Annotated in this window: 13 protein-coding genes; 4 read left to right on the top strand and 9 right to left on the bottom strand. The window is 44.7% G+C overall.

The window, feature by feature from the left end; all coding sequences use genetic code 11:
- Window positions 1–2: 2 nt before the first annotated feature.
- On the bottom strand, window positions 3–1367 hold the full coding sequence (locus AC2D6U_RS04425) for an amidohydrolase (protein ID WP_484719737.1): 1365 nt from the start codon (window positions 1365–1367) through the stop codon (window positions 3–5).
- A 4-nt stretch (window positions 1368–1371) separates the two neighbouring features.
- Complete coding sequence (locus AC2D6U_RS04430; RefSeq protein WP_484719738.1) at window positions 1372–3066, bottom strand: amidohydrolase family protein; 1695 nt, start codon at window positions 3064–3066, stop codon at window positions 1372–1374.
- A gap of 236 nt (window positions 3067–3302) precedes the next feature.
- Between AC2D6U_RS04430 and AC2D6U_RS04435 the strand changes: the two genes are divergently transcribed.
- From AC2D6U_RS04435 to AC2D6U_RS04445, 3 genes are all read left to right on the top strand, one after another.
- Window positions 3303–4193: a sterol desaturase family protein gene (locus AC2D6U_RS04435; protein WP_484719739.1), complete on the top strand. Its 891-nt coding sequence runs from the start codon at window positions 3303–3305 to the stop codon at window positions 4191–4193.
- A gap of 84 nt (window positions 4194–4277) precedes the next feature.
- The gene (locus AC2D6U_RS04440) at window positions 4278–5591 is read left to right on the top strand and encodes a dipeptidase (RefSeq protein WP_484719740.1); all 1314 of its coding nucleotides are present in this window, start codon (window positions 4278–4280) and stop codon (window positions 5589–5591) included.
- Between the two features lie 137 nt (window positions 5592–5728).
- Window positions 5729–6253, top strand: a complete 525-nt coding sequence (locus AC2D6U_RS04445; protein WP_484719741.1) for a hypothetical protein — start codon at window positions 5729–5731, stop codon at window positions 6251–6253.
- A 144-nt stretch (window positions 6254–6397) separates the two neighbouring features.
- On the opposite strand, the gene AC2D6U_RS04450 is transcribed toward AC2D6U_RS04445, so the two are convergent.
- The 6 genes from AC2D6U_RS04450 to AC2D6U_RS04475 all read right to left on the bottom strand — a co-directional run bounded on the left by AC2D6U_RS04450 (window position 6398) and on the right by AC2D6U_RS04475 (window position 9705).
- Complete coding sequence (locus AC2D6U_RS04450) at window positions 6398–6604, bottom strand: SRPBCC family protein (RefSeq protein WP_484719742.1); 207 nt, start codon at window positions 6602–6604, stop codon at window positions 6398–6400.
- Window positions 6605–6607: 3 nt separating this feature from the next.
- Entirely contained in the window at window positions 6608–6808 is a 201-nt protein-coding gene (locus AC2D6U_RS04455; RefSeq protein ID WP_484719743.1) for an SRPBCC domain-containing protein, read from the bottom strand.
- A gap of 32 nt (window positions 6809–6840) precedes the next feature.
- Complete coding sequence (locus tag AC2D6U_RS04460) at window positions 6841–7071, bottom strand: MBL fold metallo-hydrolase (RefSeq protein ID WP_484719744.1); 231 nt, start codon at window positions 7069–7071, stop codon at window positions 6841–6843.
- Window positions 7072–7095: 24 nt separating this feature from the next.
- Window positions 7096–7578, bottom strand: a complete 483-nt coding sequence (locus AC2D6U_RS04465) for an MBL fold metallo-hydrolase (RefSeq protein WP_484720579.1) — start codon at window positions 7576–7578, stop codon at window positions 7096–7098.
- A 44-nt stretch (window positions 7579–7622) separates the two neighbouring features.
- Complete coding sequence (locus tag AC2D6U_RS04470; RefSeq protein ID WP_484719745.1) at window positions 7623–8411, bottom strand: S1/P1 nuclease; 789 nt, start codon at window positions 8409–8411, stop codon at window positions 7623–7625.
- 184 nt (window positions 8412–8595) lie between these two features.
- Complete coding sequence (locus AC2D6U_RS04475) at window positions 8596–9705, bottom strand: MBL fold metallo-hydrolase (RefSeq protein ID WP_484719746.1); 1110 nt, start codon at window positions 9703–9705, stop codon at window positions 8596–8598.
- A 185-nt stretch (window positions 9706–9890) separates the two neighbouring features.
- Here AC2D6U_RS04475 and AC2D6U_RS04480 point away from each other — a divergent pair, with 185 nt between their 5' ends.
- Entirely contained in the window at window positions 9891–10496 is a 606-nt protein-coding gene (locus tag AC2D6U_RS04480) for a DUF2202 domain-containing protein (protein WP_484719747.1), read from the top strand.
- Between the two features lie 231 nt (window positions 10497–10727).
- On the opposite strand, the gene AC2D6U_RS04485 is transcribed toward AC2D6U_RS04480, so the two are convergent.
- Window positions 10728–14141: a hypothetical protein gene (locus AC2D6U_RS04485; RefSeq protein ID WP_484719748.1), complete on the bottom strand. Its 3414-nt coding sequence runs from the start codon at window positions 14139–14141 to the stop codon at window positions 10728–10730.
- Window positions 14142–14227 lie beyond the last annotated feature (86 nt).

Here is a 14227-nt window from a genome sequence, read left to right on the forward strand (position 1 = left end):
ATTTATTTTTTAAAGGTTGAGAAGTATTCTTCCATGTTCAAGAAAGCACCTTCCATACATCTGTGATCATTGTGTCTTTCGTACAATGTGATCTCACTGATGCTAGACTCGGGATTGATGTAGATGCGCTGATCGTCACCATCATTCGCGATGTCGAAATACTTCACGCCATCAACAAATGTCATTTGAGGAATGGCATATACAGAAAGAGGATGCTTGTCGAAAATGGCAATGTCAGCATCTTTACCTTCTTCTAAAGAACCTACTCTGTTATCGATGCCCAGCTGTTTAGCAGGGTTCAAGGTGATCAAGGCCAAGGCCTGGTCGTCAGTCAATTCTCCATATTTCTGCGTCTTCGCCGCTTCGTGGAACAGGTGTCTGATCAATTCTCCTGAATCAGAGTTGATGGATGTCAATACACCGTTTTCTGTTAAGATCGCCGCATTGTAGGCAGTAGAGTAGTATACTTCTAGCTTGTATGCCCACCAATCAGCGAATACAGAAGCACTGGCACCAAAAGCAGCCAATTCAGGGGCAACTTTGTAGGCTTCGTTGGCGTGCTGGAACGTAATCTTCGGGATATTGAAATCGCTGAAAACTTTCAACAACATGTAGATCTCATCCGCTCTATAAGAGTGGCAATGCACCAATACGTCACCATTCATGATGTCGACCAAGGTTTGCATTCTCAGATCGTATTCAGGCGCTACTTTACGCGGATCTTTGTTCGCGTTGTAAGCGGTCCATTCTTTTTTGTATTCTACGGCTTGCGTAAACGCGTTTCTCAGCATGTTTTCAACCCCCATACGCGATTGTGGTTGAATACCTCTAGAACGACCACCTCTTGTTGGATTTTCACCCAATGCAAATTTGATCGTACGTGGAGCTCCTTCAAATCGTAGATCGTCAGGGTTAGTGGTGCCATAGCGCAATTTCATGGTTTCATTTTGTCCACCAATCACGTTGGCTGAACCATGCATCAAGTGAATGGATGTTACACCACCTGCTAGGGCTCTGTAAATGGAAACGTCTAGTGGATCCACTACATCTTCCATGCTCACTTCTGCTGTCACCTGGCTGGTGCCTTCATTGATGGCTGAACCGGCAATGTGCGAGTGGGCATCAATAATGCCTGGCATCACGAATTTACCTGTTGCATCTACTTCCATGACACCATTTGGTGTTCTCAAGTTCTTTCCGATTCTTCGGATCTTACCGTCACGGACCAAAATGTCTGTGTTCTCTAGTGTTCCGTTCGTTACGGTCAACACTGTTCCGTTCTTGATCATCACATCACCAGTAGGGGTCTGAGCGACCATAACTGCTGCCATGAAGAACAAGCTTAAGAATGTATATAGCTTCCTCATTGTCTTATTTTTCATCTTTAGTTGCGCTTATTTCTAATGTCACATTGAATGCTTCAACTGTTGCTTGGGCATCATACGAAGTACCCGATACAGTACCTTGAACCACCAATAAAATGGATTGGCCACCTGCATCCAGTTCCAGGTTAAAACTCAATTCATTATCTCTGAAACTGATGTCGTTCATGTCGGTGTCAGGAGACCCTTCATCGCTTGTGAACACACCTTCTAAACCGGCAGCGCCATTTTTAATGATCATTTTGCCAGTTTGCTCTCCTTGAGGAGTTCTGAAAGTATAGCTCCAAGAACCGATTACCGCTGCGTAAGGACCTGTTGCATCTCCAGCTGAAGCGGCTGCTTTGCTCGCTTCTTTTTTGTCCTTAGTGTCGTACTCGTATTTGTCACCATCCACGAACATCATTTTCACTTGAGCGTCTTTTTCGAAAACAGGCGCAGTGGAAACGATCAGGTTGGCCAATTTACCAGACTCTACAGTACCGGTCACTTGGTCAATACCCAACATTTGAGCCGGGTTTGTGGTCAAAGCGGCAAGTGCCACGTCTTCAGATAAGCCATTTTCGATCATGGTTCTGATGTTGGCCATGATCTTTCCGCTACTGGCATCTTTCGAAGAGAAACCAAATTGGATACCTTCTTGTGCCAAAAGCGCTGCCTGTCCGACGTGCTTTTTATAGAATTCCATTCTGCGTGCCTCTAAAGCGGCTACTTCATCCGACTTGTCTTCTGATTTGATTTCTTTGGGTTCGTCAGGCAGATCTAAAGAAAGAAATACCGGAACTCCTGTTGCCTTGAATTCGTCGACCAATTCAAATGCTTGCTGAACGCCCGCCACCATAAGGGTGAATCCGAGGTCATTTTGCAGTCGCATCGCTCTTCTTACATCTAGCATACCAGAAACGTCAAACATTACCGGCTTTTCTTTGGTTAGGACAGGATAGAAGGCCTGGCTCACACGGCTGCTTGTTGGACGAGGTAATCCTGAAGGATTTTCAGCGTACATATCGGCGTGCTGCTTATTCAATTCCGCATTGCGATACAGATTTCTCCATTTGGCCATCATACCCAAGATGTTGTTGGGATATGCACCCGGTGCACCTACCCATTGGGCATAAAGCGCAACATCTCTTGCCATGAGCATCTCATCAGGATGATCAGCCTCTTTCAATAAAATAAGAGAACCACTTCCTGGAAGCATTCTACCGTAAGGTACGGTGTGCGAGATCGCAAAACCGATCTTTCTCATGCCTTCAATGGAACCACTGCTAGCATCCAATTGATCTACCACGCTATTCTCGGGAGTTATTCCGGCATATTCGTTTGGTGGATCTGGTGTAAAAAGGTCTCTTGGTCTTTCTGGATTTTCAGGGCGTGCCGCTCCCGTATTGGACATCCCATCGATAAAAGCTGGGTAAACATACAAGCCAGTGGCGTCGATTACCTCAGCGTTGGCTGGAATGGATACATTTTGGCCCACATTTAGGATGAGTCCATTTCTTACCACAACTGTGGCTTCTGTCAAGGTGCTACCCGGTGAAGTGATCACCGTCGCATTGGTCAATGCAAATGTACCTGTCACAGGAGAGTCACCCGTAGGATCACTCTGTGCAAATGTCACGACATGACCCATGCCGAGCATGAACAGAACCGCTAGTTGTAAACGCAGTTTCTTTAGTCTCTTCATTTATTCTTAGTTAATAGTTTATGCTATCGGGAATATAGGCACACTCTAGCGTGATTTCAAAGCGAAATATGAGAGTGGTTTGCATTTGATTTGGTTGGTGATGTGCTTCAGAAATAGGCAAGTCGACAGTTGCCTTTGGAGGCGAGTAGGTAAAGCACTTAGGGCTCATCTCTCATTGGCGATGTTTTTGTAACAAATGCTACACACATTCGCTTATCCTTATTTAAATTCGAGCAATGCAAGACTATTGGCAAATCATACAAGAAGCATATTCGGGCTACGCTTCCTACTTATGGCAGGAGATCACCTTTGCTTATGATTACAAACCCTGGTGGCAGAATTACTTCTGGGCACTGATCGGCTTGTCTTTGTTCTTTTTGGGCTGGGAATGGTTACGTCCTTGGCGGAAGGATCAACCGAAATTCAGGAAGGACTTTTGGTTGGATGCCTTCTACATGTTCTTCAATTTTTTCCTTTTCTCTTTGATCATCTACAACGCCATGTCGGAGGTTGTGGTGAACGCTTTCAATAGTTTGCTTGCCTCGGTGGGTTTAACGAATCTTGTGGCGATTGAGATCGGTAGCTGGCCTGTTTTCTTGCAATTATTGACCTTGTTTGTGGTGCGAGATTTCGTGCAATGGTGGACTCACCGACTGCTACATGCTGTGCCGGCTCTGTGGGAATACCACAAGGTACATCATTCGGTGGAACAGATGGGCTTTGCTGCTCATTTGCGTTACCATTGGATGGAAACCATCGTGTACCGCACCATCGAATACATTCCCTTGGCGATGATCGGGTTTGGTATTGATGACTTTTTCTATGTGCACCTGTTCACCCTAGCCATAGGGCATTGGAATCATGCCAACATCAAGGTAAATCTAGGCCCATTGAAGTATATCCTAAATAACCCGAATATGCACATGTGGCACCATGCGCATGATCTCCCGGCCGATCGAAGAAGAGGAATCAACTTTGGCATTACCTTAAGTGTCTGGGACTACTTATTCGGGACGGCGTATGTACCGCATAGTGGCCAATCGATCAAGTTGGGTTTCCCTGGAGTATCAAAATTCCCTAAAACCTTCTGGGGTCAGATCAGCCATGGCTTTAAGAAGAAGTCCTAGTTAGTTTCATGTTTCCATTCGTGTAAAGGCATTTAGGTTTTCGAGAGAAAACCATTAGGTTCACTGATGAACTAATCTTTTACTATGAAACGACTACACTACTTTTTGGCCTTCCTTGTTTTGTTTGCGTCATCCTGTACACAGGAAAAAGCCGTAAGCGACATGACGGAAGATGAACTGAATGCCTATGCCAAAGGAATTCATGAGCGCGTCATTACCTTAGATACGCACGATGACATCAACACTTCCAATTTCACTGCAGAACGCAATTATACGCAAGACCTGAGCACGCAGGTTAATCTACCAAAAATGAAGGCTGGGGGCCTGGATGTGGCGTGGTTCATTGTGTATACCGGACAAAGAGCGTTAGATCAAGAAGGCTTCGATGCAGCCTATGCCAATGCTGACGATAAGTTCAATGCCATTCATCGCTTGACCGAAGAAATTGCACCAGATCAGATAGAGCTTGCCTTGACTTCTGACGATGTAAAACGAATTGTTGCCGCTGGCAAAAAAGTGGCCATGATAGGCGTGGAGAATGCATACCCGATCGGTATGGAGATCGAACGGGTAAAGGAATTTCATGACCGAGGTGCACGCTACATGTCATTGTCTCACAATGGCCATAGTCAATTGAGCGATTCCAATACGGGTGAGCGTGACTCGGTTTGGTTGCACAATGGACTGAGTGCCTTTGGAAAAGAAGTGTTGGCCGAAATGAACAAATGGGGCATCATGATCGATTTATCACATCCCTCTAAAGAAGCGAACATGCAGATGATGCAACTGACCAAAGCCCCGGTGATCGCATCGCATTCAAGTGCAAGAGCACTGAATGACGTGAGCAGAAACCTGGATGATGAGCAATTGATGATGCTAAAAGAAAATGGTGGGGTTGTCCAGACCGTCGCTTTTAGAAGCTATGTCAATTCAGATAAGAACGCGGCGAATCGCAGAAAAATGAATGAAGTGGTGGCTGAGATCGCAGAGAGAGAAGGATTTGAGATCAAGCCTGGTGCCATGTTGAGAGGTATGCAGGGGGATCAGCGTAGCGCTTACATTGAGGAGTATAGAGCTTTTCAGGATAAACATGCTGCGGAGATCAACGAAAAGGTGAATGCCGAAGCACCTCCGGTAGATGTCGCTGACTTTGTCGATCATATTGATTACTTGGTTGAAAAGATCGGTATTGAACACGTAGGAATCAGCTCAGATTTCGATGGTGGCGGTGGAGTTGAAGGTTGGGATGATGCATCAGAGACCTTTAATGTCACCTTGGAGCTGGTAAAAAGAGGCTATTCAGAAGAAGAGATTGGCATGCTTTGGTCCGGTAATTTGCTCAGGGTATTGGACGAGGTGCAGGCCGTGGCTAAAAAAATCCAAGCAGGAGAAATGTAAAATATGATACGTCATTCGCGCGCAGGCGGGAATCTCGATTAACTATTATTGATGATATCAATGAGGTTCCGGAATATTTCTTCTTAGAAAATCTTAAGAAGAAATATTTTGGAATGACGTTTTAAAATAGATCTACTATGAAAAAACTCATCTTAGCAACAATATTACTTCTTGCCTTCAATCTTATCCAGGCCCAAGAAACTCCAAAGGCAGACCCGAACGATGTGGTTTCAATGGATGCGATCATAGGTGCACTGTATGATGTGATCTCGGGTCCGGCAGGAGAAAAGCGCGATTGGGATCGGATGAGAAGCCTGTTTATTCCCGAGGGTCGTTTAATGCCTTCTGGGCAGGCTCCTTCGGGCAATACGGCCTATCAAGTATGGACAGTCGAGGATTATATTACCAAGGCTGGGAAAAACCTTGAGGAGAGAGGCTTTTTTGAGCAAGAAATAGCACGTAAGGTGGACGAATACGGCACCATTGCCCATGTTTTTTCAACCTACGAATCGCGCCAAAAGGCCAATGATCCGACTCCATTTGCCAGAGGCATCAATAGCATTCAATTACTAAAAGGCCAAGATCGTTGGTTTATCGTTTCGGTTTTCTGGATGGGGGAGAATCCTAATTTTCCTTTGCCGGCAAAATACTTGAACCACTAGAAACGGTAGATCTGTTCGATGATTGAAGTGCAAAAACGGCTGAATTAAACCTCAATATACTGCGTTTGTAAGTGAGTGAATAGGTATCGCTGGATTATTGTGAACGCCTTTAAACAGGGCATGCTACGCATTTAGCGCAGCGGATTAGTCCATTGATTCTGTGTAAAGCGCGAATCGATCTAAAATGGCTTGCCAGATACGCTGTTGTACTTCCTTATCTTCTGCTGGCGCTGCTTCAAATCGCTGGACACGGCGTATCTCGTCTGTTAATTGTTCGAACATGACAGAAAAACGTCGGCCATCTTCCAATTGATAGGAGATGAGTTTCGTTCGAATCACTTCGGTGTACATTCCTTAGATGGTGTAGCCTGATTGGCCATCCTTAGATTCTATTCGATAATCGAAGGTTCCTCCCACACGGAGGTTGTTTCTGGCTGATGAACAGGACCACTCGTTATCAGCAAAGTTCCAATGAATGATGTGCTCGGGTAAGGTCCAACAAAGCCAAACTTGCTCTAGCGGTGCCCTGACCCTTGTTTCAACAGAAAGGTTCATGTTTACCTAACAGCCTTTGTCTGGCATTGTTTTTAGTTGCCAGGATACCAGTCTTTCAGTTTTACGCTAATGTCTTCGTTACCTTGATTGACGATTTCCTTGAATTGCGCGACGTCTGCCAGGCCACCGGTTCCTCTGTAATGATAAGGATAAACTACCTTAGGCTTAAAGTCTAAAACCGCGTCTGCCGCTTGATTTATGTCCATCGTGTAAGGCAAGTTCATGCATACGAAGGCCAGATCAATTCCCGTCAATGCGCGCATTTCAGGAATATCTTCTGTGTCTCCTTATAGGTACACCTTCTTACCGCCAATGGTCAATACGTAGCCATTGCCGCGGCCTTTGGTGTGTCTTGAGGTTTCGTCTTCGGGAAGATTATACATCGGAATAGCCTGTATCGCTAGTCCATTGATAGTGAGCTCTTGTCCGTTACCAAGCACCTTAGCCTTCGCTTTAAGGTTTTCTGGCAATTGATCCATCACGGCTTGAGGAACGACCAAGGTTGCTTCGCCGGTATTCAAAGCATCTAAGGTATTCTTGTTTAAATGATCGCCGTGGATATCCGTGATCAAGATCAAAGTTGGATTAGCCAAGCCTTCATAGCGTTCGCCCCCTCCATAAGGATCGACAAAAATGTTTTGGTCTTTCCAGTTCAAAACGACAGAACCATGAGTGATCGGTTGTACAGTTAAGGACCCATCGTTGGTTGCTACTTCATCCGGGCTTGTTCTGTTCTGGGCGAATAATAACGAACTGATTAATAGCGTGATAAGGGTTAATTATAATTTCATAGTTTAAGGTTTTTTGGCAGTGTCTATTGATAAATGTCATTCAATACGCCAGCCAATCGAACACCTGCTTGTAATACCCTCAATTTGACAAGATCAAAGTTTTCATAAGAGTATTCGTAACCTAATCGTCCGTTTTCTGGCAATGCATAGACCTGCTCTCTGTAAGACATGGACTCCATGGCCCAATCTCTCACGGTTGCAGCCTGCCATTCCTTAACCTGATTCTTGTCCGGATGGTTTATCCAATCAGCGAATTCATAATAGCTCAACTGTTTGCCGTCGATCATTCGGCTATCCCAAACGCTGTGGAGATTGGTATTGCTGCCGAACCATTGAACACGCACATCATTTCCACCTCGGTCTTCGCCGTTGCCAACGTGTAAGGGTTGGTGAATGTCACCGACCATGTGTACCAAGAATTTCAATTTAATGGCTTCTTCTTCAGGACTGAGTCCACCTGCTTTTAACTCTTTTATCATGGTTTCAATGGCCCAGATCACATCGCCACCTTCTTGTGTTGGTGCTGTTTCGTAGGTCATGCCATCTGGAATGGTGCAGTAATGCCAGGTATTGGCATAGTCAAAGGCGTTGTCAGAACGAACTTCGTCCATCCACGTGCTCACTTCGGCTAGGGTTTCATGGCCTAAAACACGTTTTACCTGCTTTTGTGCTCGCTTGGTCAGCATGCCATCGGCAATATGACCAATGGTTCGATGACCGATCTGTCCCCAAAAAAGAGCACTTGGACGATGAGCGGATAATGTCAAGAGCAGGGTGATGGTGAGAAGAGCGCTACGCTTTAGAAACTTCATAGTAATGATTTTGGGTAAAGATAATTGGCCGAGCGAAAAATATAGGGGCTTTCATTTTAAATCTAGGTTATGCTATTGTGGTTGACCTACTCATTAAAGCTATTGGTCAAAGAACAATCAAATGAGTAGATTCAATCAAAGGATCAGAGCTAAGACCTGAATGGAATGACAGCAGGTTATTTTTTTAGTCCAATGCTTCCCACCAAGGCTCAACTTGGGGTGGCTTTTCCATAGCTACTATTTCACCAATTCTGGGCGTTGAAATGGTGACGCCTTGTTCTCTGGCTGATTGGACAAAGCGCTCAATAGGGTCTTTCCAATGGTGTCGTGCCAGGGGAAAGCCCGCCCAATGCACGGGGGTAAGAACTTTGGCTTTTGCTTCTATTCCTGCTGTAACAGCTTCTTCGGGATACATGTGGATGGCATGCCATAGTTCGTTGTACTGACCATCTTCCATAAATGCCCAATCAAAAGGTCCCAGTTTTTCTCCAATTGCTTTGAAATGAGGGCCTTCACCACCGTCACCGCTCCAATAGACCTTGAACTTGTCAGTGGTAAAGGTAAATCCGCCCCAAATTGATTTGGTCCGGTCGTTCAGGCCTCTCCCTGAAAAATGACGGCTGGGCGTAAATGTGATGTCTATGTTCTCAAATCGAAGACTATCCCACCAATCGAATTCCTTGATGTGCTCGACAGGGATGCCCCATTTGACCAAGTGACGCTGTACACCTATGGCCACAAACCAATTTTGAGTTTTGTCTTGAAGTTTTCGAATACTCGCCAGATCTAAATGATCGTAATGATCATGCGTGATCAAAATGGCATCAATCGGGGGAAATTGATCAATGAGGGAAAGGGTGTTTTCACTAAAGCGTTTGACTTGGAACGGTGCTACAGGAGCAGCATTGGGTCCAAGCATGGGGTCGATCAAAAGTGTTTTCCCATTGAGCTGAAGCAGCAAAACGGAATGTCCATACCAGATGAATTTAGGCGCTGTATCTGCTTCCCAACGTTCTTGATTGAAAGGAATGACCGGTAGGGGACTTTTTGGACTGCGACCTTTTCGATCGAACAACTGCTTCCATAAAAGTCCAGGAATTTTACTGGGTCCAATGTCCATTGTTGTTAAGAGCTGATTTTCGAACACTTTTCCTCCCCATTGTGGGGATTTAGATAGCTTGGCCAATTCCGCATCATCGATTTTGCCACCGAACTGAGGGTTCAGCTTTAAGAAAAGGACCAAGCCCAGAACGAACAAGGCAATCAATAATAAGACAATGACCAGTAGTTCCATTGCATGTAAGATAGGGGAATGGCATGGATTATTCTAGCCCTTGTTTATCCAGGTTAATTAGTGGATGTAGCGCAAGCTTTCCAGACTCTTTTGTAACCCTTGTTACCCTGAGCGTCTTGATGAAATTTTATGAATAAACTTCATGTTCTACGGGTAGTCAAAGCAATAGACTAAACAAAAAGATGATGAAAAAAATAGCCCTATTAATCGCTCCTCTACTGATGCTCAGTTGTAGCCTTTCTCAGGAGGAAGATACTAATCCAGAAAAGCTAACTGCTGAGACAGCTTATGCAGAAAGTTTGATTTTTATGAGAGAGGAAGAAAAACTGGCAAGAGATGTTTACCTCTCACTCCATGCAGAATGGGGACAACCAATCTTTCAGAATATTTCATCAAGCGAACAACAGCATATGGACGCCGTACTCGTATTACTCAATAATTATGGTATTGAAGATCCTGTGACCTCTCTCGCTGTTGGTGAATTTACAAATGAAATGTTGGCAGCTTTATACGATGATTTGATGGCACACGGAACAGCAAGTGTGACAAAAGCCTACGCTGTTGGAGCACTTATCGAAGAAATCGACATTCGAGACCTCGACTTAGCATTAGATTCTATTGCGCAAGCCGATATTTTGACTGTTTACGAGAGTTTGAATAAAGGCAGCAGAAATCATTTAAGAAGCTTTTATGGTGTCCTTAAACAGTCTGGGGTTGATTATCAAGCGCAGGTGCTGAATCAGGAGTACTTTCTATCGATCGTCAATTCACTAATGGAACGAGGCAAATAAAGATGGCTCGAACAAAATATCTCTTGATGAGGCTAGATGAATGGAAGATTGCAGTTGGCACATGTATGACTATCAATTTCTCATTCCATCGATATTCCCTTTGAAATAAAGAAAATGAATCATTTTCAGCTGTTGAAAAAGGAGTCTGACAATAGCGTGCTCCTCCATTGATGACAGGCCACAGGATCTTGCATGAAGTAATAAGTTCATGCAAGATTAGCTGCTAATACGTCAATGGCTAAGCGTGACTTCTATCTTCTTAATGTCTCCCGTTCTTGAGAAGAGCATTTCGCTCATTTCGGCATTCAAACTATTGCCTGTAAGGCTGACGGATTCTCCAGTTGCTAAATCAATCGTAAGAGAATCTGCTGCACCTAATTGATAAACAATCGGTACTTGGCAATAGGTGAAGGCCAGGGCATTTTCAGGTAAAGCCAAGGTCTCGAATTTGCCTTTGACATCCACATATTCAAAAGATGAGGCTTCCTTCATGAACTCAGAGCTATCAAGAATAGTAGGAGCGAAGTGCACCTGACCAGCTGTAACTTCCACACCAAGCTCCATGATACGACTGATCACATCTTCCTTGACCTGGCCCGTCATGCCAGGTTGTTGAGCCCCTTTGTAATACGGGGTGTGCGAATAAGGGTCTATCGGAAATGCACCATAAACCGCAGGGGATTTGTGCACACCAATGCCTTCAAACACTTCTTTAACATGTTCTTTCAGGGGAGCTGTGGCTGCTGCATCTTCCTTCGCCGCAATAATGGCACATTCTTCTACCGCTAAGAGCAATTTGGACACCATGTGCCAATAGATAGAACCAAGCCCCTCATAGCCATAGAAAGTACCCGAACGACCCGTAAAGGTTCTGTGATTGAAGACCTTTTCGTAAATGGCTTGCACTAATTGACTGTCTTTCGCCACCAGCTGGCCGTACTTGGCTTGATCGAGCTTTTTCAAAGCTGCATCCAATTCAAAACGATTTCTAATGGCCCCGTGGAAATGATAAACACCTGTTACGTCCTTTTCGATCACGGTGACTTCTTGGTTTTTCACGAGTTGCTGGAGCAATTCAGAGCTGTTGACCTCTTCGGCTGGCACCTGATTTCTTTCAAGATACCCTTTTAACTCTTTATTCGGATAAAGAATGTAGCTGTTTTGATCTGGTCGATAGAGGGCACTTTTCCTTAGAGCATCGAGTAGGCCTAAGACCTTGTCTGGCGATAAATAACCCGAACTCAACACCGCCACTTGTCCTTCAAGCATTTCATCTAAATACCCTACGCTGACAGCGTTTTCTTCGATGTCGATGATGTTGTAGGCATGATAGAGCTTATCGGCTCGCTCGTTATTGTCAATGGATTTTTCTAGATAAGCATTACTCAATCGATAAAATTCATCCAATGTCTTCAGCTCCAGTGTCGAACGCTCACCGGAAAATCCGTTGCTGTAAATGCTATTTCTGAAGCGCGATGCCGCCTGCCCAAGGCCATCCATCAGTTCTTTTCTTTCGTTATCCGTGAATCCTTTTTCTAATTTGTCTTTGTGTTGGACCAGGGCCTGATGTACAGCAGTAAAGCAGGCATGTAGTTCGGTAGACAGCTCAATGTGTTGATTTGGCATGTCGCTCAAGAGCGCATTGAAAAAGGCCAAAAAGCGTCGCAAGTAGTATAGCGTCACCATACTGACCCCATTTCCCACTAATGCATTGTTGGCATCGTTCCACTCAGGGCGTTGGGTATTCATCCAGATCCCAGCATCAGGTATCAGGTTGGAGATCTTCGCTAGGGTAGTGGCTAATATTTTTTCAATAAAATTGACGTGGTAGACCTTACCCTCAGTTTGCAACATTGCGCCATCCGATCCCAAGGAATCTCTTCTTGCTCTGATCTCTGCATCCCACTCATGGTCAAAAATGATGGTGTCTTTTGGGTTTTTGAGGATCTCTGCATAGTCCTTGATCTGATATGGCACTGCAGCGTAGGTGAAGGTTTCTTGTGTAAAAAGCTCTTCCAGTCTGCCTGGACGATGTTTTTCGATAAATTCCAAGAACTTCAACAAGTAGATGATCTGGTGGTCACCCCAATAGCCAATATAGCTCCATGGGTCATCCGGTTCGATCGTTTCCCAATCAAAGCCATGCTTCATCACACGGTAAGGATTGTAGCCGTCGAAGGTGGAGGCATTCAAGAAACGGAAGATCATGCCTTCCATAAAGTCAGGGTAAGCGAAAGCGAGCGCTTCCCAGTTCTGGAAGATGTCACGCCAATTTCCTTGATAATCCAAGATCTTTGACCCGTCATCCTCATTTCTCGTATTGATCGAGAATTTGTTCCATGGACGACTCGGATCACCATGTCGACGGCTGAACTTGAGTGGAAGGTATTCGCTCAATAAACGTGTGAACGAAGGATCATTGGCCGTTTTTGCCAGCTGTTCCAGATCGGCCAGGGTCAGCAGCTCAGCTAAATTAGAAATTTTATTGTGGTGTGTGTGATAAACCTCCTTATTCGCAATCTCCAGGTATTTCAGCAGGTCCCACTTTTCGATCTGATAATTGTGATCGAAGACCCCTCCACGCATGATGTTGAACATCACATTTGCAAAATGGCGAACATCTTTCAGCTTATCCGCTGAATGTTGTAGTCCATCTGCCGATGCCGTTAGTTTGATCAGTTCTTGGGTGCCCAGTGCAATATCTTCTTGAATGCGTGCTTGGATGTTCGGTTGGGTAATGTCTACGATCAGGTTAGCAACAAAAGGGTGATTCTTATTGACGTCAGTAGCCATTACCCACTGGTGTGAATCCGCCTTGGATAGGGTAAAATGCGATTCTACCAAGTAAGCGCCTTTTTCTGCTTTAACATCGGTTTCTTCAGTTAGGGGCTTTCCTGCTTTGAAAGCCGGCACCTGCTTGGAAGAAACCAAATAAGTAGGATTTTCTAAGCCATTTTGCCAGACAACATTCGCTTTGAGTGCTTCGCTCGGCTCTGCTCGATCGACGATAATGGCGCTTAAGGCATAAATACCCAAACCTGAGGCTTTATCTAGCTCATTCCGTTTGTAGGCATCGACCAAATTACTCTGTTTCATTTGTAGGTCACTGCCCACACCATAAGGCAAAATATTTTGCAAACCATCGAGCAAGCGAATGTCACGCTCTTTTTCCCCTTCATTTCTCAAGTTTGCTGTTCTGACAAACCCATACTTGTCTGAAGAAGCCCATTCGTAACGAAAGGTCATCAGCAGGTCGTGATTGATTTCTTCAAAAACCACCTTATTGCCGTATTGATTCTTGTAGAGATTTCGTTCGATGCTGAATTTTTCTGAACCGAATTGACTAAAAGGTTCCCAGTTGATCAATTGAACATGTTCTTGGCATTGTACGATCGTTTTTGGTCCGGTAATCTCGGTCGATTCAATGATCTTGTCATCCGAGTAGTACGGAAATAAGGCGTATTCAGCATTTTTTCTTCCTGCGGTCAGTCCTCCATTGCTTCCAATGAATAGCCAATGATTGGATGGACTGACGATACTCATAAAGAAAGGGCGCAGTCGATCTGACTTTTCAATTTTGAAGAAGGTTTCTCCGTTCAATTCGACACTTTTTAGCGATTCGAGGGCTTGACTAGTCTTGGTCATTGAATCTTTTGGTTAAGGGTTTGTTGCTTGCGGGCTCAAAATAGTGAAATGTCCGCTAAATTTTGGGGTGAAATTATCAAAGCTGT

It is taken from the genome of Roseivirga sp. YIW32 (assembly GCF_057219245.1).

Coding starts and splice junctions, on each gene's coding strand:
- AC2D6U_RS04425 (WP_484719737.1), bottom strand. CDS start 1,367: ATGAGGAAGCTATATACATTCTTAAGCTTGTTCTTCATGGCAGCAGTT.
- AC2D6U_RS04485 (WP_484719748.1), bottom strand. CDS start 14,141: ATGACCAAGACTAGTCAAGCCCTCGAATCGCTAAAAAGTGTCGAATTG.
- AC2D6U_RS04475 (WP_484719746.1), bottom strand. CDS start 9,705: ATGGAACTACTGGTCATTGTCTTATTATTGATTGCCTTGTTCGTTCTG.
- AC2D6U_RS04455 (WP_484719743.1), bottom strand. CDS start 6,808: ATGAACCTTTCTGTTGAAACAAGGGTCAGGGCACCGCTAGAGCAAGTT.
- AC2D6U_RS04450 (WP_484719742.1), bottom strand. CDS start 6,604: ATGTACACCGAAGTGATTCGAACGAAACTCATCTCCTATCAATTGGAA.
- AC2D6U_RS04480 (WP_484719747.1), top strand. CDS start 9,891: ATGAAAAAAATAGCCCTATTAATCGCTCCTCTACTGATGCTCAGTTGT.
- AC2D6U_RS04440 (WP_484719740.1), top strand. CDS start 4,278: ATGAAACGACTACACTACTTTTTGGCCTTCCTTGTTTTGTTTGCGTCA.
- AC2D6U_RS04430 (WP_484719738.1), bottom strand. CDS start 3,066: ATGAAGAGACTAAAGAAACTGCGTTTACAACTAGCGGTTCTGTTCATG.
- AC2D6U_RS04445 (WP_484719741.1), top strand. CDS start 5,729: ATGAAAAAACTCATCTTAGCAACAATATTACTTCTTGCCTTCAATCTT.
- AC2D6U_RS04435 (WP_484719739.1), top strand. CDS start 3,303: ATGCAAGACTATTGGCAAATCATACAAGAAGCATATTCGGGCTACGCT.
- AC2D6U_RS04460 (WP_484719744.1), bottom strand. CDS start 7,071: ATGCGCGCATTGACGGGAATTGATCTGGCCTTCGTATGCATGAACTTG.
- AC2D6U_RS04470 (WP_484719745.1), bottom strand. CDS start 8,411: ATGAAGTTTCTAAAGCGTAGCGCTCTTCTCACCATCACCCTGCTCTTG.